Raw genomic sequence first — 23,425 nt, 5'->3', positions numbered from 1 at the left:
CATGAATGCAACAGCGGTAGCAGCGGCGGTCACTGGCCGTCAGCTGCACAAGTTTGGTGGTAGTAGCCTTGCGGACGTGAAGTGTTACCTACGGGTGGCCAATATTATGGCCAACTACAGTCACCCCGGCGATCTGATGGTGGTGTCTGCGGCAGGGAGTACCACAAACCAACTGATCAGTTGGTTGAAACTCAGCCAAAGCGATCGTCTTTCTGCCCATCAGGTACAGCAAAATCTGCGGCGTTATCAGCACGACCTGATCAGCGGTTTATTATCGCCAGAAATGGCTGAGCCACTAATTAGCGAGTTTATCCATGATTTGGAGCGGCTGGCCGGTTTGCTGGATAACAAAATCGACGATGCGACTTATGCCGAAGTGGTTGGGCATGGCGAGATTTGGTCCGCCCGCCTGATGGCTGCGGTGCTAAACAAGCTGGATATGAAGGCCAGCTGGCTGGACGCGCGCAGTTTCCTGCGTGCTGAGCGGGCGGCACAACCTCAGATCGATGAAGGCCGCTCTTATCCGTTGTTGCAACAATTGATCGCGCAGCACCCGCATCAACGGTTAGTGGTGACCGGCTTTATCTCGCGTAATAACGCCGGTGAAACCGTGCTGTTAGGACGTAACGGCAGTGACTATTCCGCGACACAAGTTGGTGCGCTGGCAGGTGTCGAACGGGTCACCATCTGGAGTGACGTTGCCGGGGTCTACAGCGCTGACCCGCGCAAAGTGAAAGATGCCTGTCTGCTGCCCCTGTTGCGGTTGGATGAGGCCAGTGAACTGGCCCGTTTGGCGGCACCGGTGTTGCACACCCGCACATTACAGCCGGTTTCAGGCAGTGATATCGATTTGCAACTGCGCTGTAGCTACCAGCCGGAACAAGGTTCCACCCGCATTGAGCGCGTATTGGCCTCCGGCTCGGGCGCCAAAATTGTCACCAGCCACGATGATGTCTGCCTGATCGAATTGCAGATTGCGGGCCATCATGACTTCTCACTGGCGCAAAAAGAGATCGATCTGCTGCTTAAACGCGCGCAAATCAAGCCGCTGGCGACCGGTATTCACCCGGATCGCAACTTGCTGCAACTTTGTTATACCTCCGAAGTGGTGAACAGTGCGCTCCGCGTGCTGGAAGATGCCACCCTGCCGGGGAGATTATCCCTGCGCGAAGGACTGGCGCTGGTGGCACTGGTCGGCGCGGGGGTGAGTAAGAACCCACTGCACAGCCATCGTTTCTATCAACAGCTGAAAGATCAACCGGTTGAGTTTATCTGGCAAGCGGAAGATGGTATCAGTCTGGTGGCGGTTCTGCGCCTTGGGCCGACAGAGCACCTGATTCAGGGTCTGCATCAGTCACTGTTCCGCGCGGAAAAACGTATCGGTTTAGTGCTGTTCGGCAAGGGCAATATCGGCGCGCGCTGGCTGGAGCTGTTTGCTCGCGAGCAAAAAAATATTTCAGCCCGCAGTGGTTTTGAATTCGTGCTGGCTGGGGTCGTGGATAGCCGCCGTAGCTTGCTGAGCTATGACGGGCTAGACGCCAGCCGGACATTGGCATTTTACGATGACGAAGCCATAGAGCAGGATGAAGAGTCGCTATTTTTATGGATGCGCGCGCATCCGTTTGACGATCTGGTGGTGCTGGATGTGACTGCCAGCCAGTCACTGGCAGAGCAATATTTGGATTTCGCCAGCTACGGTTTTCACGTCATCAGCGCTAACAAACTGGCAGGGGCCTCCAGCAGCAATAACTATCGCCAAATCCGCGATGCCTTCGCCAAAACAGGTCGCCATTGGCTGTATAACGCCACGGTCGGCGCGGGTTTGCCGGTTAATCACACGGTGCGTGACCTACGTGACAGCGGCGACAGCATTCTGGCAATTAGCGGTATTTTCTCCGGCACGCTCTCTTGGCTATTCCTGCAATTTGACGGCACTGTGCCCTTCACCGAACTGGTGGATCAAGCCTGGCAACAAGGGCTGACCGAGCCGGACCCGCGAGTGGATCTCTCCGGTCAGGATGTGATGCGCAAATTGGTGATCCTGGCCCGTGAAGCGGGTTACGACATCGAACCGAATCAGGTGCGGGTAGAGTCTCTGGTGCCTGTGGGTGCCGATGTTGGCTCGGTGGATCAGTTCTTCGAGAACGGCGAGGCATTGAATCAGCAAATGGTTCAGCGCTTAGAAGCTGCGAATGAAATGGGTCTGGTGTTACGTTATGTGGCCCGCTTTGATGCCAATGGTAAAGCGCGGGTGGGGGTTGAAGCCGTGCGTGCTGACCATCCACTGGCCTCCCTGCTGCCGTGCGATAACGTCTTCGCCATTGAGAGCCGTTGGTATCGCGACAATCCGCTGGTGATCCGTGGCCCCGGCGCTGGCCGTGATGTCACTGCCGGTGCGATTCAATCTGATCTAAACCGCCTATCTCAACTGCTGTAATCTGCATTCACTCGCCTCTTCTACCCACCGTAGAAGAGGCGAAATCCGCGCCCCACCTCTGTTTTACTCGCAACATGAATTTTCCGCATCTGGCGTGTGAAGATTAATCATCGGCCTAAACTTATTTAAACGTTGACTCTTTAGCCAACTTCCGGCACCTTCTATTTAGCCATCTAAACGTATAGACGCTCATAAGTGGGCAGCAACAGATAACATAAGTCGTTATAGCGACAACGGAGTGACAGGGTATGAGTTTTTTTCACGCAAACCAGCGGGAAGCGCTAAATCAAAGTCTGGCAGAGCTGCAAGGCCAAATTAATGTTTCTTTTGAGTTTTTCCCGCCGCGTACCAGCGAGATGGAGGAGACCCTGTGGAGCTCGATTGATCGCCTGAGCACCCTGAAACCAAAATTTGTTTCGGTGACTTATGGCGCTAACTCCGGCGAGCGCGATCGTACCCATAGCATCATCAAAGGAATTAAAGAGCGCACCGGCCTTGAAGCCGCGCCACATCTGACCTGCGTGGATGCATCTCCGACTCAGTTACGTGATATTGCAGCTGACTACTGGAGTAGTGGCATCCGCCATATCGTGGCCCTGCGCGGTGATTTACCACCAGATAGCGGCAAGCCAGAGATGTATGCCTCTGATTTGGTGACCTTGCTGAAAGACGTGGGTGACTTTGATATCTCGGTGGCGGCTTATCCGGAAGTTCATCCCGAAGCAAAAAGCGCACAAGCTGACCTGATTAACCTGAAGCGCAAAATTGATGCCGGCGCTAACCGTGCTATTACGCAGTTCTTTTTTGATGTTGAGAGCTACCTGCGCTTTCGCGACCGCTGCGTAGCCACCGGTATTGACGTCGAAATCGTACCGGGCATCTTACCGGTTTCCAACTTTAAGCAGCTTCAGCGCTTCGCCACCATGACCAATGTGCGGGTGCCTAATTGGATGACCACCATCTTTGAAGGGCTGGATAACGACCCTGAGACGCGTAAAATGGTCGGTGCTTCAGTGGCGATGGACATGGTAAAAATCTTAAGCCGCGAAGGCGTGAAAGATTTCCATTTCTATACCCTGAACCGCGCTGAGTTGAGCTATGCGATTTGCCATACCTTGGGGGTCAGACCTTAGGCGTTATCAGAAGGCGTGAATATATTTAGCGAACAGATAACCGGCAAGGAGGGTTTAGCAGCTAACCCCTCCTTTGCCCCCACACATCTACCTATGCTTTGTCTGCCAAAAACTTCACCGGCACAGCGGGCGGGCCAAAACGGTTATCACCGTCAGTTCCCAGAAACGCGCCGCAGTCGATAAACATCATGACAATAATTAGCGTGGGAATGAAGCGCCCGACCCCCCATTGCCAGATAGGGGCCAGCATCTGCCAATTACCCGCCATCAGCATCCAGGCCAGCACCACCAGAAACGCCCACCAGCCGGCTTTATTGCGGTCATGCAGCCGCTTAACTACCACCGCCGCTGTTGGCCACAGTAAAAAAACGATCGCAAAAGCGGCGGTCTGAATAGGTAGCCAATCCTGCCCGGCTAGCGTAAAAATCACCAGCATCGCCATGAGCCACAGGCCGATCCAGATCCAAAAATCCCGCCGCCCGATACGGCCTTTAAATGAAAAACACCACTGCTGTATTGTCATCGATGAACTGATCCACTGACCTGATTTAATAGTGCCAGAGTGTAACTCAACCACACTGCCAACCGACAAACTTTGCTACGAATTTTGACAATCACCCCCGATTACCGTTTTAATCCCCTCACACACTTCTAACGACGGCGTAAGTCATGAGAAAAGAAATTGCCGCAACACTAACCCTACTGCTGCTTATAGCTACGGTTAGCCGCGCTCATGCCGATCCCGCAGACGACAGTGGTCAGCCAACGGAAGAGGCACAACCGACTGCACCTTATCTGCTTTCTGGCGCACCAACCTTTGATTTAACTTTGGTTAAATTCCGTGAGAGTTATAACCACGCTAACCCGACACTGCCCATCAGTGAGTTTCACGCCATCACCGTCAAAGGCGATGCGCCACCACTGACGCGGGCGGCCAGCAAGATCAATGAAAATCTCTATGCTTCAACCGCGCTGGAGAGAGGCACTGGTAAGATTAAAACTTTACAAATCACCTACTTGCCGATTAAAGGGAGCGAGGAGAAAGCAGCCCGACTGGTGGCGGTCAATTACATGGCGGCCCTGATGCGGCAGTTTGAACCGACACTCACACTACAGCAGAGCATTGAGAACGTGCAGCAGTTGTTGACCAAAGGTAAAGGCTCCACTTTCTACACCCATCCTGTCGGCGCAATTCGCTATGTTGTGGCAGATAATGGCGAAAAGGGGCTTACCTTCGCTGTTGAACCGATTAAGCTGTCACTATCAGAAGCATAACTCGCCGCAATTAATGACGAAAAGCAAAGCCATTGTCACTAATCATCTCTATACTGTTGGACAGGTAAACTGCCTGTTGGGCAGTCATTATTATTGACCCTCGTGTCCCTTTGTTGGAGGAAGAAACATGCGTCATCCATTAGTTATGGGTAACTGGAAACTGAACGGTAGCACTCACATGGTTAACGAGCTTATCGCTGGCCTGCGTAAAGAATTGAGCACCGTTGACGGTTGCGGTGTTGCCATTGCGCCACCGGCTATCTATCTGAATCAGGCTAAACATGAGCTGTCAGGTAGCCGTATCACTCTGGGTGCACAGAATGTTGATGTGAATCTGTCCGGCGCATTTACTGGCGAAACCTCGGCAGAAATGCTGAAAGACGTGGGTGCCCAATACATCATCATCGGTCACTCTGAGCGCCGCACTTATCACAAAGAGAGTGATGAATTGATCGCCAAGAAATTCGGCGTGCTAAAAGAGACTGGTCTGATCCCAGTACTGTGCATCGGTGAATCTGAAGCAGAAAACGAAGCGGGTCAAACTGAAGCGGTTTGCGCTAAACAACTGGATGCGGTGCTGAACACCTTGGGCGTGAAAGCGTTCGAAGGCGCAGTTATCGCTTACGAACCAATCTGGGCGATCGGTACTGGCAAATCAGCCACTCCAGCACAAGCTCAAGCGGTTCACAAATTCATCCGTGACCATATTGCCAAGCTTGATAAGGCGGTTGCAGAACAAGTGATCATTCAGTACGGCGGCTCTGTTAACGACAAAAACGCAGCAGAACTGTTCACCCAGCCTGATATTGATGGTGCGCTGGTTGGCGGTGCTTCACTGAAAGCAGATGCCTTCGCGGTTATCGTGAAAGCAGCAGCAAAAGCTAAAAAAGCCTGATTCAGGTTTAAGTCGCTACTGATTAAGCCGGAGCAGATGCTTCGGCTTTTTTACTAATATCTGCGTGAAATTCTTTTTTATACAGATCAATTCCACCATCACCTATCGAGCCGAGAAATTTTCTTATCTCAGCGTGTTTTTCTGCAATACTATCAATGTGATACTCAAAATTAGTCTTTTTCTGTGTATCAACAAAATGGATAAAGTCCTCATTGTGATATTTAATCACATTACAGGCATGCCCTTGTGTCGCCCCCGGTAACCACTGCCATCGCCTTGGGCGATGAATAGCAAGGACACCATTGAGTTCGTCATCTTTGCCTAATCCTTCTAACGTCGAAATCAGTGTAGAAACAGATAAATCACGCTGAGTTGGCGCGTTCATAATCCCCATGAGACCCGCCCCCCTAAGCTTCGGCATTGCCTGATGTACGACATTTTTCTCGAATGTTTCAGCAACGGCGGTGGCACAAGATGCGCAGTTAGTTTGCCCGAAACCATGAATGCCAAAGAGTGTAAGGAAAGCCGCTAATGGCCGTAATAGCAGGGGCGGTTTGCCCTTAGAATTCACGTGGTTTAATAAATAATCGAATAGACTTCTATCTTTGCCCCCAGCATATTCGCTTGGTTTTTTCCCATCGGGCATCGGCTGGTTTGTTATGGTTATCGGTAATTGGCTAATAGCCGGTTTTTTCGCCAATTGATACTCACTGTAATCAAATACATCAAAATCTGAATCCTCTGCAGCTGATAAACTTAAAAACGATGATGATGATGGTGATGGTGACAAAGTGCTGCCATGGGGTTCTAGTCGAGCCAGGTTTGTGGTTATCCGCATAATATTTCCCTAAAATCTGCCAATTTTTATGAGCCTGTTTTACTCAATAACGCATTTAACACGCGCTGGCGAATCGGGGAGTTTTTATCTGTAAGAAAGAGAAGAATTATAAAAATAATCAGATGGTTAAAATATCCAATAAAGTAAAGCGCCCGTAAGCATTAACCGACGGGCGCTGAGTCTGGACTATATCGTTTCTTATTTTATCGCTTACTGATCTCATCAAACACACCACCAGTGGCGAAATGTGTCTGTTGCGCTTTGGTCCAGCCACCGAAAACGTCATCAATAGTAAACAGCTTCAGTTGCGGGAACTCACTGGCAAATTTGGCCGCTACAGCCGGATCACGTGGGCGGTAGTAATTCTTAGCCGCGATAGTCTGGCCTTCTGGTGAATAGAGGTATTTCAAATAGGCATCAGCAATGTCGCGGGTGCCGCGCTTATCGACCACTTTATCCACCACCGATACCGTCGGCTCCGCCAGAATCGACACACTTGGCGTGATGATATCAAACTTATCTTTGCCCACCTCATTCACCGCCAGCAGAGCTTCGTTTTCCCAGGCAATCAGCACATCACCAATGCCGCGTTCAACAAAAGTATTGGTGGCACCACGTGCGCCAGAGTCCAGCACTTCCACATTCTTATACAGGGTTTTGACAAACTCCTGCGCCTTGGCTTGATCGTTATTGTTATGCTCTAACGCATAACCCCAGGCTGCCAGATAGTTCCAGCGCGCACCACCGGAAGTTTTCGGATTCGGGGTGATCACTGAGATACCCGGTTTTACCAGATCTGACCAATCATGAATCTGCTTAGGATTCCCTTTGCGCACCAAAAACACGATGGTTGAGGTGTAAGGTGCGGAGTTATCCGGCAGACGCTTGATCCAGTTTTTATCAATGCGACCACGCTCAGCAATAGCATCGACGTCATAAGCCAGTGCCAGTGTCACCACATCGGCTTCAATACCATTAATCACCGAGGTCGCCTGTTTACCAGAACCGCCATGGGATTGACGCACTGTCACCTTGTCGCCGGTTTGTTGCTCCCAATGTTTACTGAATGCCTGGTTGTACTCCTGATAAAACTCACGTGTCGGATCATAAGACACATTCAGTAATTGAATATCTTTTGCCATGGCACCTGATGCCAACAGCAGTAACGACAAACCCACACCCCATTTACGCATTGGCCCGCTCCCCAGAATGATTGTTATTAATCTAAATAATTGCTATCAACCTAAATGGTTTTAACTTAAATGCTAATCAACCCAATTGGTTGGCTTGATACAGAGCGTGCCAGAAACTATCCATCCAATTAAAGAATAAAAAACTTCTGATTATATCAATACGAAATATACAGTCCCTGAAATCGGGATAGGGGCTGATCTCACAACCAGCCTCCTCCCACACCACCGTACATACGGGGCCGTATACGGCGGTTCGGTTATGTTGATCGTCGCCTTCCTATAACTCTGGCAGGCCCAGTCTGACGAACAGGTTATTGGGAAGTGCTATGTTCAGCGCCGGGCTACAGCTCACCCGCCACTGTTTATGGCAACTTCCCACCGTCTGCGCCGAGAGGTCTTTGCTAACCCCGCGATTGTGCAGCTCTTTATAACGCTTGCCGCCCGTTTTCCACTGTTTCCAGAGGACACTCCGCAGCCTGCGCCTTATCCACCCGTTCAGCTCTCTTATCAGCGATGGCCACTCGTTCAGCCTGTAGTAGCTTTTCCAGCCCGTCATATATCGCTTTAACGGCTCGATTAGCTGCTCCAGGCTTCTGCCCGTGTTACGTCCCGTCAGTTCCCTTATCCGCGTTTTGAACCGCTTCACCGATCCCGGCGACACCACGCACCACACTTTCCTGCCCCTTATGAAGCTGTAACCCAGGAACTTACGCGACTCCGGATGCGCCACTGCGCTCTTCTTCGCATTCACCTTCAGCTTCAGTTTACGGCTCAGCCAGTGCGTCAGCCCCGCCATCACACGATTGCCTGCACGTTCGCTTTTCACATACACATTACAGTCGTCTGCATAACGGGCGAACTTCAGGCCGCGTTTCTCCAGTTCCTTATCGAAGTCATCCAGCAGCAGATTCGATAACAACGGCGACAGCGGGCCGCCCTGCGGCGTCCCTTCTGTCACCGGCCTTACCAGACCGGCTTCCATCACGCCTGCATTCAGGAACCTGCGGATAAGTGACAGCACCCGTTTATCCGACACCCGTTTCGCTATCCGGCTCATCAGTACATCGTGGTTCACCCGGTCGAAGAACTTCTCCAGATCGAGATCGACCACCCAGTGATACCCGGACCCAATATATTCATGAGCCTGTTTCACAGCCTGATGGGCAGAGCGCCCGGGGCGGAACCCGTAGCTGCTGTCGCTGAACGACGCATCCCACTGCATCTGCAACACCTGCATCATCGCCTGCTGGATAAAACGATCCACCACCGTCGGGATACCCAGCAGACGTTCGCCGCCGCAGGGTTTCGGGATGGTCACTCTTCTTACAGGGGATGGGCGATAGCTGCCGGACAGCAGTTGCGCTTTCAGTTCGGGCCAGTGGTGTTTCAGGTACTCCGGCAGTTCGCTTACGCTCATGCCGTCGGCTCCCGCCGCACCTTTATTGGCCTTCACTCTTTTCAGGGCTTGCCTGAGATTGACGGGTTCACAGATGGCTTCCATCAGCCACGCTGTTGACGACGGACTTTCTCTGGTCGTCGGTGCCTGCCCGGTTTCAGCCCCCCGGGAACCGGCGTCCGGGGCTTCACCCCTTCTTCGGGCTTCAGGGCCGCGATGCGTTTTCTGCTGCATGACCGTTCAGAACCTCCGCTGATACTCGTCACTCATTACCGTTCGGGCCTTCAGACGTCACGTCCTACTATGCCCTCTGCTGACTCCTGTCCACCGGTCAGCGCACCTTACGATGCACTCAGTTCTGAATACAGAACGCCGGACAGGCCTCCCGGGGTAAGCTCAGCCGCTTTCACCACACACCTGCCCAATCTACCACCCCGGCTCTTGATGGTTATGGCCTTCGCAATCACATGCTTGCTCCGCCAGTCGGGTAGGCCTTATATCGGGTTTCTGTCCGTCAGGTCATGGTTTTGCTCCACGCTTCCTTCAGACCCCGCCTCACGACGACGCCCTTGCGCTTCACTAGTCCTTCGCCACCATCAGGCTGGACAGGGGACTTTCACCCCCGAGCTGCTGAGCATGCCCGGCACACATGCAAAAAGCCCCCGCAAGCGGAGGCTCTGTGACCATGCAATAAACTGTTTTAGAACAGTTTTTTCGCAGTGTTGTACCAATCTTCTTTGAATTTACTTTTCTTGTTCTCTGGCGCGATACAAACGGAGATTAATTCATGCACCATTTTCTCGTTCTGTATACCGACGCAGAAGCCGCCTTGGGTGAAATCATGATCCTGCAACAGCAGATCAACCGCATAAGACCCCATACGGGAAGCCAGAATACGGTCATAAGCCACTGGCGCACCGCCGCGTTGGATATGACCCAACACCGTGCCACGAGTTTCACGGCCAGTCTCTTTCTCGATGTATTTAGCCAGCGAATCAATATCATCCAACTTTTCAGTAATCGCCACGATAGCGTGCTTCTTACCTTTCGCGATGCCCGCTTTGATTTCAGCCACTAAATCTTCACGTTTAAATTCAACTTCAGGGATAGCGATAAACTCGCAGCCCCCGGCAATAGCAGCGGCCAAGGTCAAATCACCGCAATAGCGGCCCATCACTTCAACGATAGAGATGCGCTGATGTGAGGAAGAGGTATCACGCAGGCGGTCAATCGCTTCAACCACAGTTTCCAGTGCGGTGAAGAAACCGATGGTGTAGTCAGTACCGGCCACATCGTTATCGATGGTGCCCGGTAAACCCACACAGTGAATACCACCCTCTTTGGTCAACAAATCTGCACCCGCATAAGAACCGTCACCGCCGATAACCACCAGGCCATCAATACCACGGTCTTCCATATTCTTAAGGGCAACTTTACGCACAGCTGGATCACGAAATTCAGGGAAACGCGCAGAACCGAGGAAAGTACCGCCACGGTTAATCATATCTGACACGCTATAGCGATCCAGTTTCCTCATGCGATTTTCATGCAAGCCAAGGTAGCCATCTTCAATACCATAAACTTCCAATCCTGCTGACAAAGCAGCACGAACCACCCCACGAATGGCTGCGTTCATACCTGGCGCATCACCGCCGCTTGTTAGTACACCGATTTTCTTGACCATGACTACCTCTGAACTTGTAGATGCGATTTTTTAAAATTCGTTGTCTGCTGATTTATGTCTTGCACAGGTGAAGAGTACAGAAAATCAGCTTTATGAGCTTAATATCGGATATTATAGCAAAAAGACCAAGCTGAATTGATTCAAGTCATGCCATTTGGCGGTATTTTCTTCATAACCGAACCATAATGTCACCACGGTTTACTTATCGTTAATTAAGCAATTATTAATTCAGTAATTATAGTTCCCAATGCGCATGACGCTCTTTCGGCACCACAGAGCAGGGATCTTGATGGATAAGGACATCAGCACCGGGAAAACGGTGTAGCAATGCACGCTCAACTTGCTCAGCTAAAAGATGCGCCTCCATCAACGGCACCCTATCTTCCATCTCGAGGTGCAGCTGAATAAAGCGTGTTGGCCCCGATTGACGGGTACGCAAATCATGAGCGCCAATCACACCCGGCCATGACATCACAATATCGATTATTTCCTGCCGCTCATTATCAGGCAAGGCACGATCCAGTAAGGATTGCACCGCTTCATAGCCCATACGCAGCGCACTATAGAGAATATAGACCCCTATACCCAAGGCAAACAGAGCATCCGCACGATGAAAACCATACCAACTTAATGCCAACGCAATAAGAATAGCACCATTCATCATGACGTCAGATTGATAGTGCAACATATCAGCGCGAATCGCCTGACTGTGGGTTTTTCGTACCACCCAACGCTGAAAAGTGACTAATATCAGTGTACTGAATAGTGCAATTAATGTTACCCAGATACCGACACCAAGATCTTGCAACGGCTCCGGTGAGGCTAAATGCTGGAAACCGGTCAGAAACAGGAATAGCGCCGAACCGGAAATGAACATGCTTTGCGCCAACGCCGCCAGTGATTCAGCTTTGCCATGACCAAAAGTATGTTCTTCATCAGCAGGTTGCAGTGAGTAGCGCACCACGAAAAGGTTTGTCAGCGAGGCCGCGAGATCTACCAGTGAGTCAACTAGCGCAGCCAACAGACTCACCGATCCGGTATGCCACCAAGCAAAGATTTTAATAATCAGTAAAATTGAGGCCAACACCGTCGCACTGAGCGCAGCAGCTTTAACCAGTCGCGCATATTGCGGGTCCATAACTCATTCCGAATAATATTCAGGGCTTATTAGTATATACCCTAAATAATTTGAGTTGCAGTCAGGTAACAAGCGAGCACTTCAGGTGGCGGGGGTGACACAAAAAAAAGCCCTCCATCATGGAGGGCGAAAGACAGGGATGGTGTCTATGGCAAGGAAAACAGGGTATTACTTGGTACTACTTACTTCTGGGCAGAAGAGGGTTGTGCTGCTGGCGCCTGCTGCATTTTCTCAATGCGCTGCTGGTGCTTTTGATTCAGGGCAGCTTTTTGCTCTGGTGTGAGCAAGTTGTACATTTGGTTACGAACTTTGGCCATTTCGACCTGGCGTTCAACCTGATCTTTGGACATCTTCTCGGCTTGTGCTCTTACCGCGGCTTCGTCGAATTTATCGGCGGTAACCAGCTTGTGCATTGCTTCACGGTCAGCAACATCAAGGCGAGGTTGACCCTGGCGAGACTGGCGCATCAGGTCACGCATTTGCTGGCGCTGCTGCTCAGTCAGATTCACACCGTCAAACATGTTATGGTGGCCACGACCGTCTTTCTTATTCATCATCGCACCGTCACCGTGGCACCAGCCATCTGCGGCTTCGGTCTTATCAGCGGCGAAGGCGGCGTGAGAGCCGAGAACTAACATTGACGCCATGATTAACGTTGTTACTTTAGTTACTTTACGCATCATTTAACTCCTGGTTTCTATCTGCTAAGCGGTTTGCTGCTATGCGATTCATTGAGAAGCAGTCTATCGGCCCGGCTGCAAACATGCGTCAGTGGATGTAAAACTGGAGTCAGGGCATGTAAAGCTAAGTAAAGTCATGGAATACCGGTAATTGTTAACGTATTTTGCGTCAAGAGGAGAAATAAACATGCATAAGATCCTATTAGTTGATGATGACCGTGAATTGACGTCACTATTGAAAGAGTTGCTGGAAATGGAGGGCTTTAATGTTGTGGTTGCCTATGATGGCGAACAAGCATTGAACCTGCTGGACAGCTCTATCGACTTGTTATTACTTGATATTATGATGCCACGTAAGAACGGCATCGAAACACTGAAAGAGCTGCGTCAACATCACCAGACACCAGTGATTATGCTGACTGCCCGTGGCAGTGAATTGGATCGGGTGCTTGGCCTTGAGTTAGGCGCGGATGATTATCTGGCAAAACCCTTTAATGACCGCGAGCTGGTGGCACGTATTCGCGCCATCTTGCGCCGCTCTAACTGGAGCGAACAGCAGCAAAATGTCGATCAGGGTGCCCCGACACTGGAAGTTGATTGCCTGCAACTGAATCCAGGCCGTCAGGAGGCCAGCTTTGAAGGCCAATCGCTGGAACTCACCGGTACTGAATTTACCTTGCTCTACCTACTGGCCCAGCACCTCGGTCAGGTTGTCTCACGCGAGCATCTCAGCCAGGAAGTTCTAGGGAAGCGGTTGACGCCTTTTGACCGCGCCATTGATATGCACATTTCAAACTTGCGCCGTAAGTTGCCGGATCGCAAAGATGGGTTGCCGTGGTTTAAAACCCTACGTGGTCGCGGGTATCTGATGGTATCCGAAACATGATCAACAGTTTAACGACGCGAATTTTTGCTATTTTCTGGTTTACCTTAGCACTGGTATTGATGCTAGTGCTGATGGTACCAAAGCTTGATTCGCGTCAAATGACCACCTTGCTCGACAGCGAACAGCGTCAGGGAACGATGCTGGAGCAACATATTGAAGCTGAACTGGCCAGTGATCCTGCCAATGATCTGATGTGGTGGCGCAGGCTTTATCGCGCCATTGAGAAGTGGGCGCCGCCGGGTCAGCATTTGGTGTTGGTGACCACCGAGGGGCGAGTCATTGGTGCCCAGCGCCACGAAATGCAAATGGTGCGTAATTTTATCGGCCAGTCAGATAACTCAGATCAGCCGAAAAAGAAAAAATATGGCCGCGTCGAGATGGTCGGCCCCTTCTCTATCCGTGATGGGGAAGATAACTATCAGCTCTACCTGCTGCGTCCAGCCAGCAGCCCACAATCTGATTTTATCAATTTGATGTTTGACCGCCCGCTGCTGCTCTTGATTGCCACCATGCTGATCAGTTCGCCGTTGCTACTGTGGCTAGCCTGGAGCCTGGCGAAACCAGCGCGTAAGCTGAAAAATGCCGCCGACGATGTCGCGCGAGGTAACCTGAAGCAGCACCCTGAATTGGAATCCGGGCCGCAAGAATTTTTGGCAACCGGGGCCAGTTTCAATCAAATGATCAGTGCGCTTGATCGGATGGTGGTGGCCCAACAACGGCTCATTTCTGATATCTCCCATGAGCTACGCACCCCGCTAACCCGCTTGCAACTGGCCACTGCGCTGATGCGCCGCCGCCATGGTGAAGGGAAAGAGTTAGAGCGTATCGAAATGGAGGCGCAACGGTTAGATAGCATGATCAATGATTTACTGGTGCTATCTCGCAGTCAGCACAAAAACGAGCTACACCGCGAGCCGATTAAAGCCAATGATTTATGGTCTGACGTGCTGGAAGATGCGCAATTCGAGGCTGACCAAATGGGTAAGACGCTGGAGGTGACATCACCACCAGGGCCATGGACCCTATTTGGCAACCCAGCGGCCCTTGACAGTGCGCTAGAGAATATCGTGCGTAATGCGCTGCGCTATTCCCATCACCACATTGCGGTGGCATTCAGCTCGGATAATCATGGTGTCACTATCATTGTTGATGATGATGGGCCAGGGGTCAGCGCAGATGATCGTGAACAGATATTCCGGCCATTCTATCGCACTGATGAAGCCCGAGATCGCGAATCAGGCGGGACTGGCTTAGGGCTGGCGATAGTTGAAACCGCCGTCAATCAGCATCGCGGTTGGGTGCGGGCAGAGGACAGTCCATTAGGTGGCCTGCGGCTGATACTTTGGTTGCCGCTGCATCCTCTGAAAGCTTAACTGCCCTTCACATTTGAAGTGGCAACGCTGTGAGCTGCCACGCCAATGGCTTGAGCATAAACCTTGCTGCCCGATCATTTTAGATCGGGCAGATCACTGGCTATCACCACCGCGCCCTCTTTTGCCAGTAACTGTTTCTTACGTTCAACACCCCAACGATAACCTGATAATGCACCATCCTGGCGAATGACTCGGTGACAAGGAATAGCGACGGCCAACATATTGGCCGCGCAAGCACCCGCAACGGCACGCATGGCTTTGGGTGAACCAATCTTAGCGGCAATATCGGCATAACTGGCGGTTTCACCGACCGGAATCTCTCGCAGCGCCTGCCAAACCCGCTGCTGAAAAGCGGTACCCTGAATATCCAGCGGCAGATCAAGGCCGAACCTGGGCGCCTCAACCAACCCCACCACCTGTGCGAACCACTGCTCAAACTCGGCATCACCACCAATTAACTCCGCCTGCGGAAATTTATCCTGCAACTGCTGCACCAATGGTGCGGGTGAGTCACCTAATAAAATCGCGCAGATACCCAGCTCACTTTTCGCCATCAAAATCGCGCCAAGGGAGCTTTCACCAACGGCAAAGCGCAACGTAACATCACGTCCCCCCTGACGATAACGGGTCGGCGTCATCCCCAATAGCTGATTTGACTGCGCATAAAATCGACCATTAGCGTTATAACCAGCATCAAAAATAGCATCGGTCACTGAGCCTCCCCCGGCCAATTGAGTGCGGACACGGGCACTTCGCGTCGCATTGGCATACCCCTTGGGGGTCAGTCCGGTTATGGCCTTAAACAGCCGATGAAAATGAAAAGCGCTGAGATTTAGTTCAGCGGCCAGTTCAGCCAGCTTCAGCGGCACTTCCGCTTGCTCAATTAAGCGGCACGCCTGACTGATTTTCTCTGCATGCTGCAACGCCAGCGGTAACTGAGTCGGCTGACAACGTTTACAAGGCCGATAGCCCGCAAGCTCGGCGGCGTGATTATCAGCAAAGAATTCAATGTGTTCGGCTTTAGCCTGACGAGATGGGCAAGAGGGGCGACAATAGATACCGGTGGTTTTCACCGCATAAATGAACTGCCCATCGGCGGCTTTATCGCGAGTCACAATGGCGGCCCAGCGTGGGTCCTGCGCACTGCCGATCGATCCTTTAGCTGATGTCATGATACATCCCCCATGAGTACTGACTGTGGCGGCCAGCATATAAAATAACCGCTATCGGCACTCTCCGCTCCTTGCTATTAAATTTTTGTTTTACGACACCGGCATTGGCAACCGCTGCACTGAGAGGGGGATTCTGATATCCTGCGCCCCTCATTATTGGGGGACATATGCTTAATATCGTTTTATTTGAACCCGAAATCCCGCCCAATACCGGTAATATCATCCGGTTATGTGCGAATACCGGCTGCCAACTTCATCTGATTAAACCTTTGGGTTTCACCTGGGATGACAAACGCTTACGCCGTGCGGGTCTTGATTATCATGAGTTTGCCAGTATCAAGCATCACCATGATTACCAAGCATTTTTGGATAGTGAAAAACTTGATGGCGCACAATCTGCCGGGGCAACACCCGCCCGCTTATTTGCCTTGACCACCAAAGGGACACCCGCCCACAGCGCCGTCAGCTATCAGGCTAATGATTACCTGCTGTTTGGCCCTGAAACCCGAGGTTTACCCGCTAGGGTTCTGGATGTGTTGCCCGCTCAGCAGAAAATCAGAATTCCGATGCAAGCCGATAGCCGCAGCATGAATCTGTCAAATGCCGTGTCAGTGGTGGTGTATGAGGCCTGGCGGCAGTTGGGTTATCCGGGTGCGTTACTGAAAGAGTAGTTGGGATTATTGACAAAGTGCCAGCAGCGGAGAGAACAGGCGGATCGTAAAGACGCCGTAAAATCACCCCTGATAGCTCGAGCCGCGCCGTCCATGGCGCGGACGCTTTACTCTTCCGTCTGTCCTCACCGTTTCTGATAGTCAGATACCGTCGCCGTACTCAAAACCATGCCCAGCCCCATTGAAATGCTGATCCATATCCAACGAAGGTTTATCGCTCTCTGGTTTACCCACGATACGCGCAGGCACGCCAGCGGCGGTGGTATGTGCGGGGACGGATTGTAACACCACTGACCCAGCGCCAATTTTGGCACCACGCCCGACTTCAATATTCCCCAGAATTTTCGCGCCAGCACCAATCATCACACCTTCGCGGATCTTTGGATGGCGGTCACCACTGGTTTTGCCGGTACCGCCGAGGGTAACGGATTGCAGGATGGAGACATCATTCTCAACGACGGCGGTTTCACCAATGACAATACCGGTGGCGTGGTCTAACATAATGCCACAACCAATGGTCGCCGCAGGGTGGATATCCACACCAAAAGCGACAGACACTTGATTTTGTAGATAAATTGCCAGCGCTTTACGATCTTTCGCCCACAGCCAATGCCCGATACGGTATGCCTGTAACGCGTGGAAGCCTTTAAGATACAGCAGCGGCGTGGAGTATTTATCAACAGCGGGGTCACGCAAGCGTACAGCCAAAATATCGCGAGCAGCGGAGACAATCATCTGTTCATCCGCGCGATAGGCATCCTCTACCACCTCACGAATGGCAATCGCAGGCATGATTGGATTAGCCAGTTTATTTGCCAGAATATAGCTCAGCGCACTGCCTAAATTTTCATGCTTCAATAATGTCGCGTGAAAAAAACTTGCCAGCATTGGTTCACACTCAGCCAGCGCTCTGGCTTCTGATTTAATGCTACTCCAGACCAGCTCTAACTCTTCTGACGACATTGCATACTCCTGCCCATAAACAGGTCACTTCGGGGAACGGCCGAAGCAACTGATACCCTAACTCCCTGAGGCCACAACCCCAGTGACGTTGGATATATCGTTATTATTTTATTTCAGCCCAGAACTTATTGCAGGCAAATAACCTCATTGGCTAAATGCCGCTTTTTTCATCTTTTTTGGTCCGCCCCAACAGAGTCAATGCCGCTTCACGGGCATTTTTGTGGCAATACAACACCTGATAAATCTGTTCGGTTATTGGCATCTCTACACCATGACGCTGTGCCAATGCCAGAACTTCCTTGGTGTTGCGGTAACCTTCAACCACTTGACCAATGCTGTCCTGTGCTTCTTGTACCCCTAATCCCTGACCCAGCATGATGCCAAATCGGCGGTTACGGGATTGGTTATCAGTGCAGGTTAGCACCAAATCACCTAATCCTGCCATGCCCATAAAGGTGGAGGGATCCGCGCCCAATGCAGAACCCAGACGGGTCATTTCAGCCAAGCCACGGGTGATCAGCGCAGTACGGGCATTCGCGCCAAAGCCAATGCCATCGGACATCCCCGCACCAATCGCAATCACGTTTTTAACCGCGCCCCCCAGCTGCACCCCGATAAAATCAGGATTGCTGTACACCCGGAAACTTTTGCCACAGTGCAACAGCTGTTGCAAATCTTCGCTGAACCTCGCATCGGTTGAGGCCAATGCGATCGCGGTCGGTAAGCCGGCGGCTAGCTCTTTGGCAAAGGTGGGGCCGGAGACAACAGCTAGCGGGATGCTCTCACCCAACACTTCCCGCGCGACATCTTGTAGCAAGCGCCCGGTTTCGGCCTCAAGCCCTTTGGTGGCCCAGACAATGCGTGCATCTTTGCGTAAATGCGGTTTCAACTGGTGCAACACCGCCCCAAAAACATGGCTCGGCACAACGACCAACACATCACGGCTGGCTGCCAGCGCACGTGCCAGATCCGTCTCCAGCAGCAAAGTATCAGGGAAAGGGACATCGGGCAGGAAAGCCTGGTTACAGCGGTCGTGTTGCAGCAGCTGAATGTGCTTAGGGTCATGACCCCATAACACAACTTGATGGCCATTACGCGCTAGCGTAATGGCTAATGCGGTGCCGTAAGATCCGGCACCGATGACAGTCATTGAAGCATGGGTGGTGTTCATCAGGCATCCTGACGTTGTTCTGCACCTTCGCCTTCAGCCTGCTGTTGCAGATAGTTCATGAACAGGGCATCAAAGTTAACCGGTGCCAGATTCAGCTGTGGGAAAGTACCGCGAGAAACCAGGCTGGTGATGCATTCGCGAGCATACGGGAACAGAATGTTCGGGCAGTATGCACCTAAGCAATGGGCCAGTTGGGTGCCGTCGATACCTGCGATGGAGAAGATACCGCCTTGCTGAACTTCACACAGGAATGCAGTTTCTTCGCCTAAAGAGGCAGTTACCGTAACACGCAGTACCACTTCATACACATCTTCAGCCAGCTGACTGGAAGCAGTATCAAGATCAAGTTTAACTTCTGGCTGCCAATCCTGCTGGAAAACCTGCGGAGCATTAGGTGCCTCGAAGGAGATATCCTTGGTGTAGATACGTTGGATCTGAAAAGCCATTTCGGTGTTGTTTTGCTCTGACATGTGTATAGATACCCTAAAGTTAGACGTCCTTATTAAACAGCACTGCCGCCGTGGGCTCTTTCAATTAATGACTGTGGCCCACTGACGAGTTAAAGCAGCGGGTCTAGCCCACCGCGCGCATCCAGGGCGTGTAAATCATCACAGCCACCGATATGCTGCCCATCAATAAATATCTGAGGCACCGTCGTCCGCCCGCTACGAGCAATCATCTCTTCACGTTTGGCCGGCTCATTATCAATTGCGATTTCATGGAAAGCGGCACCTTTACTGTTCAGCAGTGCCTTGGCACGGTGACAGAACGGGCAGGTTGCTTTGGTATAAATCTCAATCTTCGCCATGGATACACCTCAGTTAATTTTACAATTTATTGATATAGCAAAATTTGTATCGTAATTACTTGCCGCGCGCCAGTGGCAGATTCTCGCCACTCCAGCCGGAGATACCCTCTTTCAAGGTATAGACTCGTTCAAAACCGGCTTTATTCAGCAACTCAGCAGAAGCGCGGGAGGTGGTTCCTGTGGCACAAACTACAATAATAGGCTGTGCTTTGTGCTTTTCCAACTCAGCCAGGTTACCGTTTTTAATGTCGCTCGGAAGCAAATTAAGGGAACTGGCAATATGACCTTTGCGATAGTCATCACGTGTGCGGACATCAACCACAACCGCATCTTCTTTGTTAATCAGACGCGTCGCTTCACCACGGGTTATCTCTTTCACTTTGGAGAGAGAACTTTTGAAGGTGGTGAAAATTACGGCGACAAGTAACGCCACCCAGGCCAGACTCAAAACTGGATGCTGGCTAATGAATTGCATAATCTCTTGCAACATGGGGGTAAAAACTCCCGTTAGTTAGGGGATAATATTCAAGGCCACAGAGTATACCTGCGCGATGCGGCAAATACAGCCAATATGCAAGCGCTATTGCAGAAACTGCGAGCAGTCTCGGGAAGTTTTGTCGCCTAAATAGTGTTTTTTACGCAAAACCCCGCACCAATGTTGATCTCTTTGGGCTATTTTTAACCGGTTTTATAGTAAATTACCGCCTTTCAACATATATCCCCAATAGCTACATATATACCCAATAGAACAAGAAAGAGGTTATGCAATGTCGAGCACTAAAAAACCACTGGTTCTGACTATTCTGGATGGCTACGGTCACCGCGAAGAACAGCAGGATAATGCCATTCTGAATGCCAAAACGCCGGTTATGGACCGTTTATGGCAGCAACAACCTCACACATTGATCGCCGCCTCAGGTCTGGATGTCGGCCTGCCCGATGGTCAAATGGGTAACTCTGAAGTGGGTCACGTCAATCTGGGCGCTGGCCGTATTGTCTATCAGGACTTGACCCGCCTCGACAAAGAGATCAAAGAGGGTGACTTTTTCACCAACCAGACCCTGACCGCCGCCATTGATAAAGCGGTTAAAGCCGGTAAAGCGGTTCATATCATGGGTCTGCTCTCTGCTGGCGGCGTTCATAGCCACGAAGAGCACATTCGTGCCATGGTTGAGTTAGCCGCCAAACGCGGCGCGACCGCCATCTACCTACATGCTTTCCTCGATGGCCGTGACACCCCGCCGCGTAGTGCTGAGCCGTCGCTGAAACGATTCACTGAGCAGTTTGCAGCATTGGGTAAAGGCCGCATCGCGTCGATTATTGGTCGTTACTACGCCATGGACCGTGATAACCGCTGGGATCGTGTGCAGCTGGCCTACGATTTGATGACGCAAGCAAAAGGCGAATTCATCGCAGATAACGCCGTCGCTGGCCTGCAAGCCGCCTACGCCCGCAATGAAAATGATGAATTTGTTAAGCCGACCGTGATTCAAGCGGCAGGTGAAGCTGATGCCACCATAAATGATGGCGATGCATTAATCTTCATGAACTTCCGTGCTGACCGCGCCCGTCAAATTACCCGCGCCTTTGTTAATGCCGATTTCGACGGCTTCAAACGCGATAAAGTGGTTAACTTCGGCGATTTCGTCATGTTGACAGAGTATGCTGCGGACATCAAAGTCGCCTGCGCTTACCCACCAGCATCACTGGAGAATACCTTCGGTGAGTGGTTGATGAAGCATGACAAAACTCAGTTGCGCATTTCTGAAACTGAGAAATATGCTCACGTGACTTTCTTCTATAACGGCGGCGTTGAAGAGCCGTTTAAAGGTGAAGACCGCATTTTGATTAACTCGCCGAAAGTGGCGACTTATGACCTGCAACCTGAAATGAGTTCAGCAGAACTGACTGAAAAACTGGTCGCGGCTATCGGCAGCGGCAAATATGATGTGATCATTTGTAACTATCCAAATGGCGATATGGTCGGCCATACCGGCGATTATGATGCTGCGGTGAAAGCAGTAGAAACACTGGATAATTGCATTGAGCAAGTGGTTGCTGCGGTAAAAGCCGCTGACGGTCAATTGCTGATCACCGCTGACCACGGCAATGCTGAGCAGATGCGCGACCCGGCAACCGGCCAGGCGCACACTGCCCATACCAGCCTGCCGGTGCCACTAATTTATGTCGGCAATAAAGGGGTTAAAGCGGTTGAAGGCGGCAAACTCTCTGATATCGCGCCAACCATGCTGTCACTGATGGAAATGGAAATCCCGCAAGAGATGACTGGTAAGCCGCTGTTCATCGTGGAATAATCCTTCGTTATGAAGGAAAAAGCGACATTCACGATACCAATGGCCCCGGCCGACGTTATTACTGGCAGCAAAGAGTCAATTTCTCTGTTGCCAAATAAGTTTGTCCGTCGTCCGTGGTCAGCACTGTACGCCAGCGTTTTTTGCGCTGGCGTATTGCTATTGCCATTATCCGTCAGTGCTGCCGATGCCCCTGCGACCGCGAAAACAGCAGAGAACAAAAACCAGCTGAAAACACTGCAGCAGGATATCGCCGAGAAAGAAAAAAGTGTTCAGCAACAAAAACAGCAACGCAGTTCATTGCTGGATCAGCTGAAACAGCAGGAGAATACCATTGCCCAGGCCAGTCGTAGCCTGCGTGACACCCAAGGTACTCTGACCACACTAGACAAAGAGATCGCCAGTCTCACCGCTTCAATTGCCAAATTGCAAAGCCAACAATCTCAGCAACAAAATATACTGTCTAAACAACTTGATGCCGCCTTTAAGCAAGGCCAGCACAGTGGTTTACAGCTTATTTTAAGTGGTGAAGAGAGTCAGCGTAGTGAGCGTATTTTGGCCTATTTCAGTTATCTCAATGAAGCCCGACAAAAATCCATTGAGGAGTTGCAACAGACCCGCGCGGATCTCTCGGCTGAGAAAAAGACGCTAGAACAGAAGCAAAATCAGCAAAAATCACTGCTAGATGAACAAAAAAACCAGCAACAGAAGCTGGAGCAGGCGCGCACTGCACGCAAAAAAACCCTAACCTCACTGGAAGCTTCGCTGGAAAAAGATCAGCAGGGTCTGGCGGAGTTAAAACTGAACGAATCACGTTTGCGCGATCAGATAGCTAAAGCAGAGCGGGAAGCCAAAGCCCGTGCTGAGCGGGAAGCGAAAGAAGCCGCCCGCGTGCGTGAACAGGTGAAAGCCAAAGAGCAACAAGCCAAGAAAACTGGCTCGAGCTATAAGCCGAGTGAAAGTGAGCGCTCATTAATGGCACGAACCGGTGGCCTCGGTCGCCCAGGTGGTCAAGCTGTCTGGCCGGTACGAGGTAACGTGACCCATCGCTTCGGTGAATCCTTGCAAGGGGAACTTCGCTGGAAAGGTATGGTTATCTCCGCGCCAGAGGGCAGCGAAGTCAAAGCGATAGCAGATGGACGAGTGCTGCTGGCAGACTGGCTACAAGGCTATGGGCTGGTCGTGGTGGTCGAGCACGGCAAAGGGGATATGAGTCTATACGGCTACAACCAGAGTGCGCTGGTCAATGTCGGTGCTCAAGTGAAAGCCGGTCAGCCGATAGCACTTGTTGGCACCAGCGGCGGTCAGGGTGAGCCATCACTCTATTTCGAAATTCGCCGTCAGGGGCAAGCTGTTAACCCACAACCTTGGTTAGGAAGATAGAGAACAACGTTAGGGAG

The 23,425-nt window shown here is 51.3% G+C and carries 22 protein-coding genes; 9 read left to right on the top strand and 13 right to left on the bottom strand.

The annotated features are described in order from the left end of the window. Nucleotide 1 precedes the first annotated feature (1 nt). Together HRK25_RS06770 and metF are read left to right on the top strand one after the other, a co-directional pair. Complete coding sequence (locus HRK25_RS06770) at nt 2-2,437, top strand: bifunctional aspartate kinase/homoserine dehydrogenase II (RefSeq protein WP_005279499.1); 2,436 nt, start codon at nt 2-4, stop codon at nt 2,435-2,437. A 248-nt stretch (nt 2,438-2,685) separates the two neighbouring features. Beyond that, a complete protein-coding gene (gene metF / locus HRK25_RS06765; RefSeq protein WP_005279501.1) occupies nt 2,686-3,570 on the top strand; it encodes a methylenetetrahydrofolate reductase in 885 nt (294 codons plus the stop codon). 91 nt (nt 3,571-3,661) lie between these two features. Here the strand turns inward: metF and HRK25_RS06760 are convergent, their stop codons facing one another. Further along, nucleotides 3,662-4,093 (bottom strand): DUF805 domain-containing protein, encoded by a 432-nt coding sequence (locus tag HRK25_RS06760; protein ID WP_032899073.1) that lies wholly within the window; start codon nt 4,091-4,093, stop codon nt 3,662-3,664. Nucleotides 4,094-4,239: 146 nt separating this feature from the next. Here HRK25_RS06760 and HRK25_RS06755 point away from each other — a divergent pair, with 146 nt between their 5' ends. Both HRK25_RS06755 and tpiA read left to right on the top strand, forming a co-directional pair. Further along, nucleotides 4,240-4,845, top strand: coding sequence for a DUF1454 family protein (locus HRK25_RS06755; RefSeq protein WP_005279508.1), 606 nt, complete (start codon nt 4,240-4,242; stop codon nt 4,843-4,845). Nucleotides 4,846-4,972: 127 nt separating this feature from the next. Then, complete coding sequence (tpiA, locus tag HRK25_RS06750; RefSeq protein ID WP_005279510.1) at nt 4,973-5,740, top strand: triose-phosphate isomerase; 768 nt, start codon at nt 4,973-4,975, stop codon at nt 5,738-5,740. 22 nt (nt 5,741-5,762) lie between these two features. On the opposite strand, the gene HRK25_RS06745 is transcribed toward tpiA, so the two are convergent. The 6 genes from HRK25_RS06745 to cpxP form a co-directional block, all read right to left on the bottom strand. Beyond that, nucleotides 5,763-6,578 carry a hypothetical protein gene (locus tag HRK25_RS06745; protein ID WP_005279512.1) on the bottom strand — a complete coding sequence of 272 codons (816 nt, stop codon included), beginning with the start codon at nt 6,576-6,578 and terminating at the stop codon, nt 5,763-5,765. 203 nt (nt 6,579-6,781) lie between these two features. Further along, nucleotides 6,782-7,771 carry a sulfate ABC transporter substrate-binding protein gene (locus HRK25_RS06740; protein WP_005279514.1) on the bottom strand — a complete coding sequence of 330 codons (990 nt, stop codon included), beginning with the start codon at nt 7,769-7,771 and terminating at the stop codon, nt 6,782-6,784. A 277-nt stretch (nt 7,772-8,048) separates the two neighbouring features. Then, nucleotides 8,049-9,401 (bottom strand): group II intron reverse transcriptase/maturase, encoded by a 1,353-nt coding sequence (ltrA, locus tag HRK25_RS06735; protein ID WP_054872105.1) that lies wholly within the window; start codon nt 9,399-9,401, stop codon nt 8,049-8,051. A gap of 466 nt (nt 9,402-9,867) precedes the next feature. Then, entirely contained in the window at nt 9,868-10,851 is a 984-nt protein-coding gene (pfkA, locus tag HRK25_RS06730; protein WP_005273621.1) for a 6-phosphofructokinase, read from the bottom strand. A gap of 235 nt (nt 10,852-11,086) precedes the next feature. Continuing rightward, on the bottom strand, nt 11,087-11,989 hold the full coding sequence (gene fieF / locus HRK25_RS06725) for a CDF family cation-efflux transporter FieF (protein WP_005273624.1): 903 nt from the start codon (nt 11,987-11,989) through the stop codon (nt 11,087-11,089). 182 nt (nt 11,990-12,171) lie between these two features. After that, entirely contained in the window at nt 12,172-12,669 is a 498-nt protein-coding gene (gene cpxP, locus HRK25_RS06720) for a cell-envelope stress modulator CpxP (protein ID WP_032897603.1), read from the bottom strand. A 187-nt stretch (nt 12,670-12,856) separates the two neighbouring features. Here cpxP and cpxR point away from each other — a divergent pair, with 187 nt between their 5' ends. Then, complete coding sequence (gene cpxR, locus HRK25_RS06715) at nt 12,857-13,555, top strand: envelope stress response regulator transcription factor CpxR (RefSeq protein ID WP_004876941.1); 699 nt, start codon at nt 12,857-12,859, stop codon at nt 13,553-13,555. Beyond that, nucleotides 13,552-14,928, top strand: a complete 1,377-nt coding sequence (cpxA, locus tag HRK25_RS06710; protein WP_032897606.1) for an envelope stress sensor histidine kinase CpxA — start codon at nt 13,552-13,554, stop codon at nt 14,926-14,928. Before cpxR ends, cpxA begins: the two co-directional genes overlap by 4 nt. Before the next feature lie 74 nt (nt 14,929-15,002). Here cpxA and ada read toward each other — a convergent pair whose 3' ends face one another. Then, the gene (ada, locus tag HRK25_RS06705; RefSeq protein WP_074007358.1) at nt 15,003-16,100 is read right to left on the bottom strand and encodes a bifunctional DNA-binding transcriptional regulator/O6-methylguanine-DNA methyltransferase Ada; all 1,098 of its coding nucleotides are present in this window, start codon (nt 16,098-16,100) and stop codon (nt 15,003-15,005) included. Nucleotides 16,101-16,267: 167 nt separating this feature from the next. Here ada and trmL point away from each other — a divergent pair, with 167 nt between their 5' ends. Then, nucleotides 16,268-16,771 (top strand): tRNA (uridine(34)/cytosine(34)/5-carboxymethylaminomethyluridine(34)-2'-O)-methyltransferase TrmL, encoded by a 504-nt coding sequence (gene trmL, locus HRK25_RS06700; RefSeq protein ID WP_005273635.1) that lies wholly within the window; start codon nt 16,268-16,270, stop codon nt 16,769-16,771. 141 nt (nt 16,772-16,912) lie between these two features. Here trmL and cysE read toward each other — a convergent pair whose 3' ends face one another. The 5 genes from cysE to HRK25_RS06675 all read right to left on the bottom strand — a co-directional run bounded on the left by cysE (nt 16,913) and on the right by HRK25_RS06675 (nt 20,203). Further along, a complete protein-coding gene (gene cysE, locus HRK25_RS06695; RefSeq protein WP_005273637.1) occupies nt 16,913-17,734 on the bottom strand; it encodes a serine O-acetyltransferase in 822 nt (273 codons plus the stop codon). A 151-nt stretch (nt 17,735-17,885) separates the two neighbouring features. Then, nucleotides 17,886-18,905, bottom strand: a complete 1,020-nt coding sequence (gpsA, locus tag HRK25_RS06690; protein WP_005273641.1) for an NAD(P)H-dependent glycerol-3-phosphate dehydrogenase — start codon at nt 18,903-18,905, stop codon at nt 17,886-17,888. Beyond that, nucleotides 18,905-19,375, bottom strand: coding sequence for a protein-export chaperone SecB (secB, locus tag HRK25_RS06685; RefSeq protein ID WP_005164715.1), 471 nt, complete (start codon nt 19,373-19,375; stop codon nt 18,905-18,907). The genes gpsA and secB overlap by 1 nt, the downstream gene beginning before the upstream one ends. A gap of 89 nt (nt 19,376-19,464) precedes the next feature. After that, complete coding sequence (gene grxC, locus HRK25_RS06680) at nt 19,465-19,713, bottom strand: glutaredoxin 3 (protein WP_005273645.1); 249 nt, start codon at nt 19,711-19,713, stop codon at nt 19,465-19,467. A gap of 55 nt (nt 19,714-19,768) precedes the next feature. Continuing rightward, nucleotides 19,769-20,203 carry a rhodanese-like domain-containing protein gene (locus HRK25_RS06675; protein ID WP_005273648.1) on the bottom strand — a complete coding sequence of 145 codons (435 nt, stop codon included), beginning with the start codon at nt 20,201-20,203 and terminating at the stop codon, nt 19,769-19,771. Between the two features lie 277 nt (nt 20,204-20,480). On the opposite strand from HRK25_RS06675, the gene gpmM reads away from it, so the two are divergent. After that, entirely contained in the window at nt 20,481-22,028 is a 1,548-nt protein-coding gene (gene gpmM, locus HRK25_RS06670; RefSeq protein WP_005273651.1) for a 2,3-bisphosphoglycerate-independent phosphoglycerate mutase, read from the top strand. Nucleotides 22,029-22,067: 39 nt separating this feature from the next. Beyond that, nucleotides 22,068-23,408 carry a murein hydrolase activator EnvC gene (gene envC, locus HRK25_RS06665; protein ID WP_005273654.1) on the top strand — a complete coding sequence of 447 codons (1,341 nt, stop codon included), beginning with the start codon at nt 22,068-22,070 and terminating at the stop codon, nt 23,406-23,408. The last annotated feature ends 17 nt before the right edge of the window (nt 23,409-23,425 follow it).

The sequence above is a fragment of the Yersinia bercovieri ATCC 43970 genome (assembly GCF_013282745.1).
GTDB lineage: Bacteria > Pseudomonadota > Gammaproteobacteria > Enterobacterales > Enterobacteriaceae > Yersinia > Yersinia bercovieri.
The sequence above is the reverse complement of the archived record's forward strand: the minus strand, read 5'-3'. Positions and strand labels throughout refer to the sequence as shown.

Excerpts from the sequence above, each read along its gene's own strand:
- HRK25_RS06770 (WP_005279499.1), top strand. The coding sequence starts at position 2 with ATGAATGCAACAGCGGTAGCAGCGGCGGTCACTGGCCGTCAGCTGCAC.
- metF (WP_005279501.1), top strand. The coding sequence starts at position 2,686 with ATGAGTTTTTTTCACGCAAACCAGCGGGAAGCGCTAAATCAAAGTCTG.
- HRK25_RS06760 (WP_032899073.1), bottom strand. The coding sequence starts at position 4,093 with ATGACAATACAGCAGTGGTGTTTTTCATTTAAAGGCCGTATCGGGCGG.
- HRK25_RS06755 (WP_005279508.1), top strand. The coding sequence starts at position 4,240 with ATGAGAAAAGAAATTGCCGCAACACTAACCCTACTGCTGCTTATAGCT.
- tpiA (WP_005279510.1), top strand. The coding sequence starts at position 4,973 with ATGCGTCATCCATTAGTTATGGGTAACTGGAAACTGAACGGTAGCACT.
- HRK25_RS06745 (WP_005279512.1), bottom strand. The coding sequence starts at position 6,578 with ATGCGGATAACCACAAACCTGGCTCGACTAGAACCCCATGGCAGCACT.
- HRK25_RS06740 (WP_005279514.1), bottom strand. The coding sequence starts at position 7,771 with ATGCGTAAATGGGGTGTGGGTTTGTCGTTACTGCTGTTGGCATCAGGT.
- ltrA (WP_054872105.1), bottom strand. The coding sequence starts at position 9,401 with ATGCAGCAGAAAACGCATCGCGGCCCTGAAGCCCGAAGAAGGGGTGAA.
- pfkA (WP_005273621.1), bottom strand. The coding sequence starts at position 10,851 with ATGGTCAAGAAAATCGGTGTACTAACAAGCGGCGGTGATGCGCCAGGT.
- fieF (WP_005273624.1), bottom strand. The coding sequence starts at position 11,989 with ATGGACCCGCAATATGCGCGACTGGTTAAAGCTGCTGCGCTCAGTGCG.
- cpxP (WP_032897603.1), bottom strand. The coding sequence starts at position 12,669 with ATGCGTAAAGTAACTAAAGTAACAACGTTAATCATGGCGTCAATGTTA.
- cpxR (WP_004876941.1), top strand. The coding sequence starts at position 12,857 with ATGCATAAGATCCTATTAGTTGATGATGACCGTGAATTGACGTCACTA.
- cpxA (WP_032897606.1), top strand. The coding sequence starts at position 13,552 with ATGATCAACAGTTTAACGACGCGAATTTTTGCTATTTTCTGGTTTACC.
- ada (WP_074007358.1), bottom strand. The coding sequence starts at position 16,100 with ATGACATCAGCTAAAGGATCGATCGGCAGTGCGCAGGACCCACGCTGG.
- trmL (WP_005273635.1), top strand. The coding sequence starts at position 16,268 with ATGCTTAATATCGTTTTATTTGAACCCGAAATCCCGCCCAATACCGGT.
- cysE (WP_005273637.1), bottom strand. The coding sequence starts at position 17,734 with ATGTCGTCAGAAGAGTTAGAGCTGGTCTGGAGTAGCATTAAATCAGAA.
- gpsA (WP_005273641.1), bottom strand. The coding sequence starts at position 18,905 with ATGAACACCACCCATGCTTCAATGACTGTCATCGGTGCCGGATCTTAC.
- secB (WP_005164715.1), bottom strand. The coding sequence starts at position 19,375 with ATGTCAGAGCAAAACAACACCGAAATGGCTTTTCAGATCCAACGTATC.
- grxC (WP_005273645.1), bottom strand. The coding sequence starts at position 19,713 with ATGGCGAAGATTGAGATTTATACCAAAGCAACCTGCCCGTTCTGTCAC.
- HRK25_RS06675 (WP_005273648.1), bottom strand. The coding sequence starts at position 20,203 with ATGTTGCAAGAGATTATGCAATTCATTAGCCAGCATCCAGTTTTGAGT.
- gpmM (WP_005273651.1), top strand. The coding sequence starts at position 20,481 with ATGTCGAGCACTAAAAAACCACTGGTTCTGACTATTCTGGATGGCTAC.
- envC (WP_005273654.1), top strand. The coding sequence starts at position 22,068 with ATGGCCCCGGCCGACGTTATTACTGGCAGCAAAGAGTCAATTTCTCTG.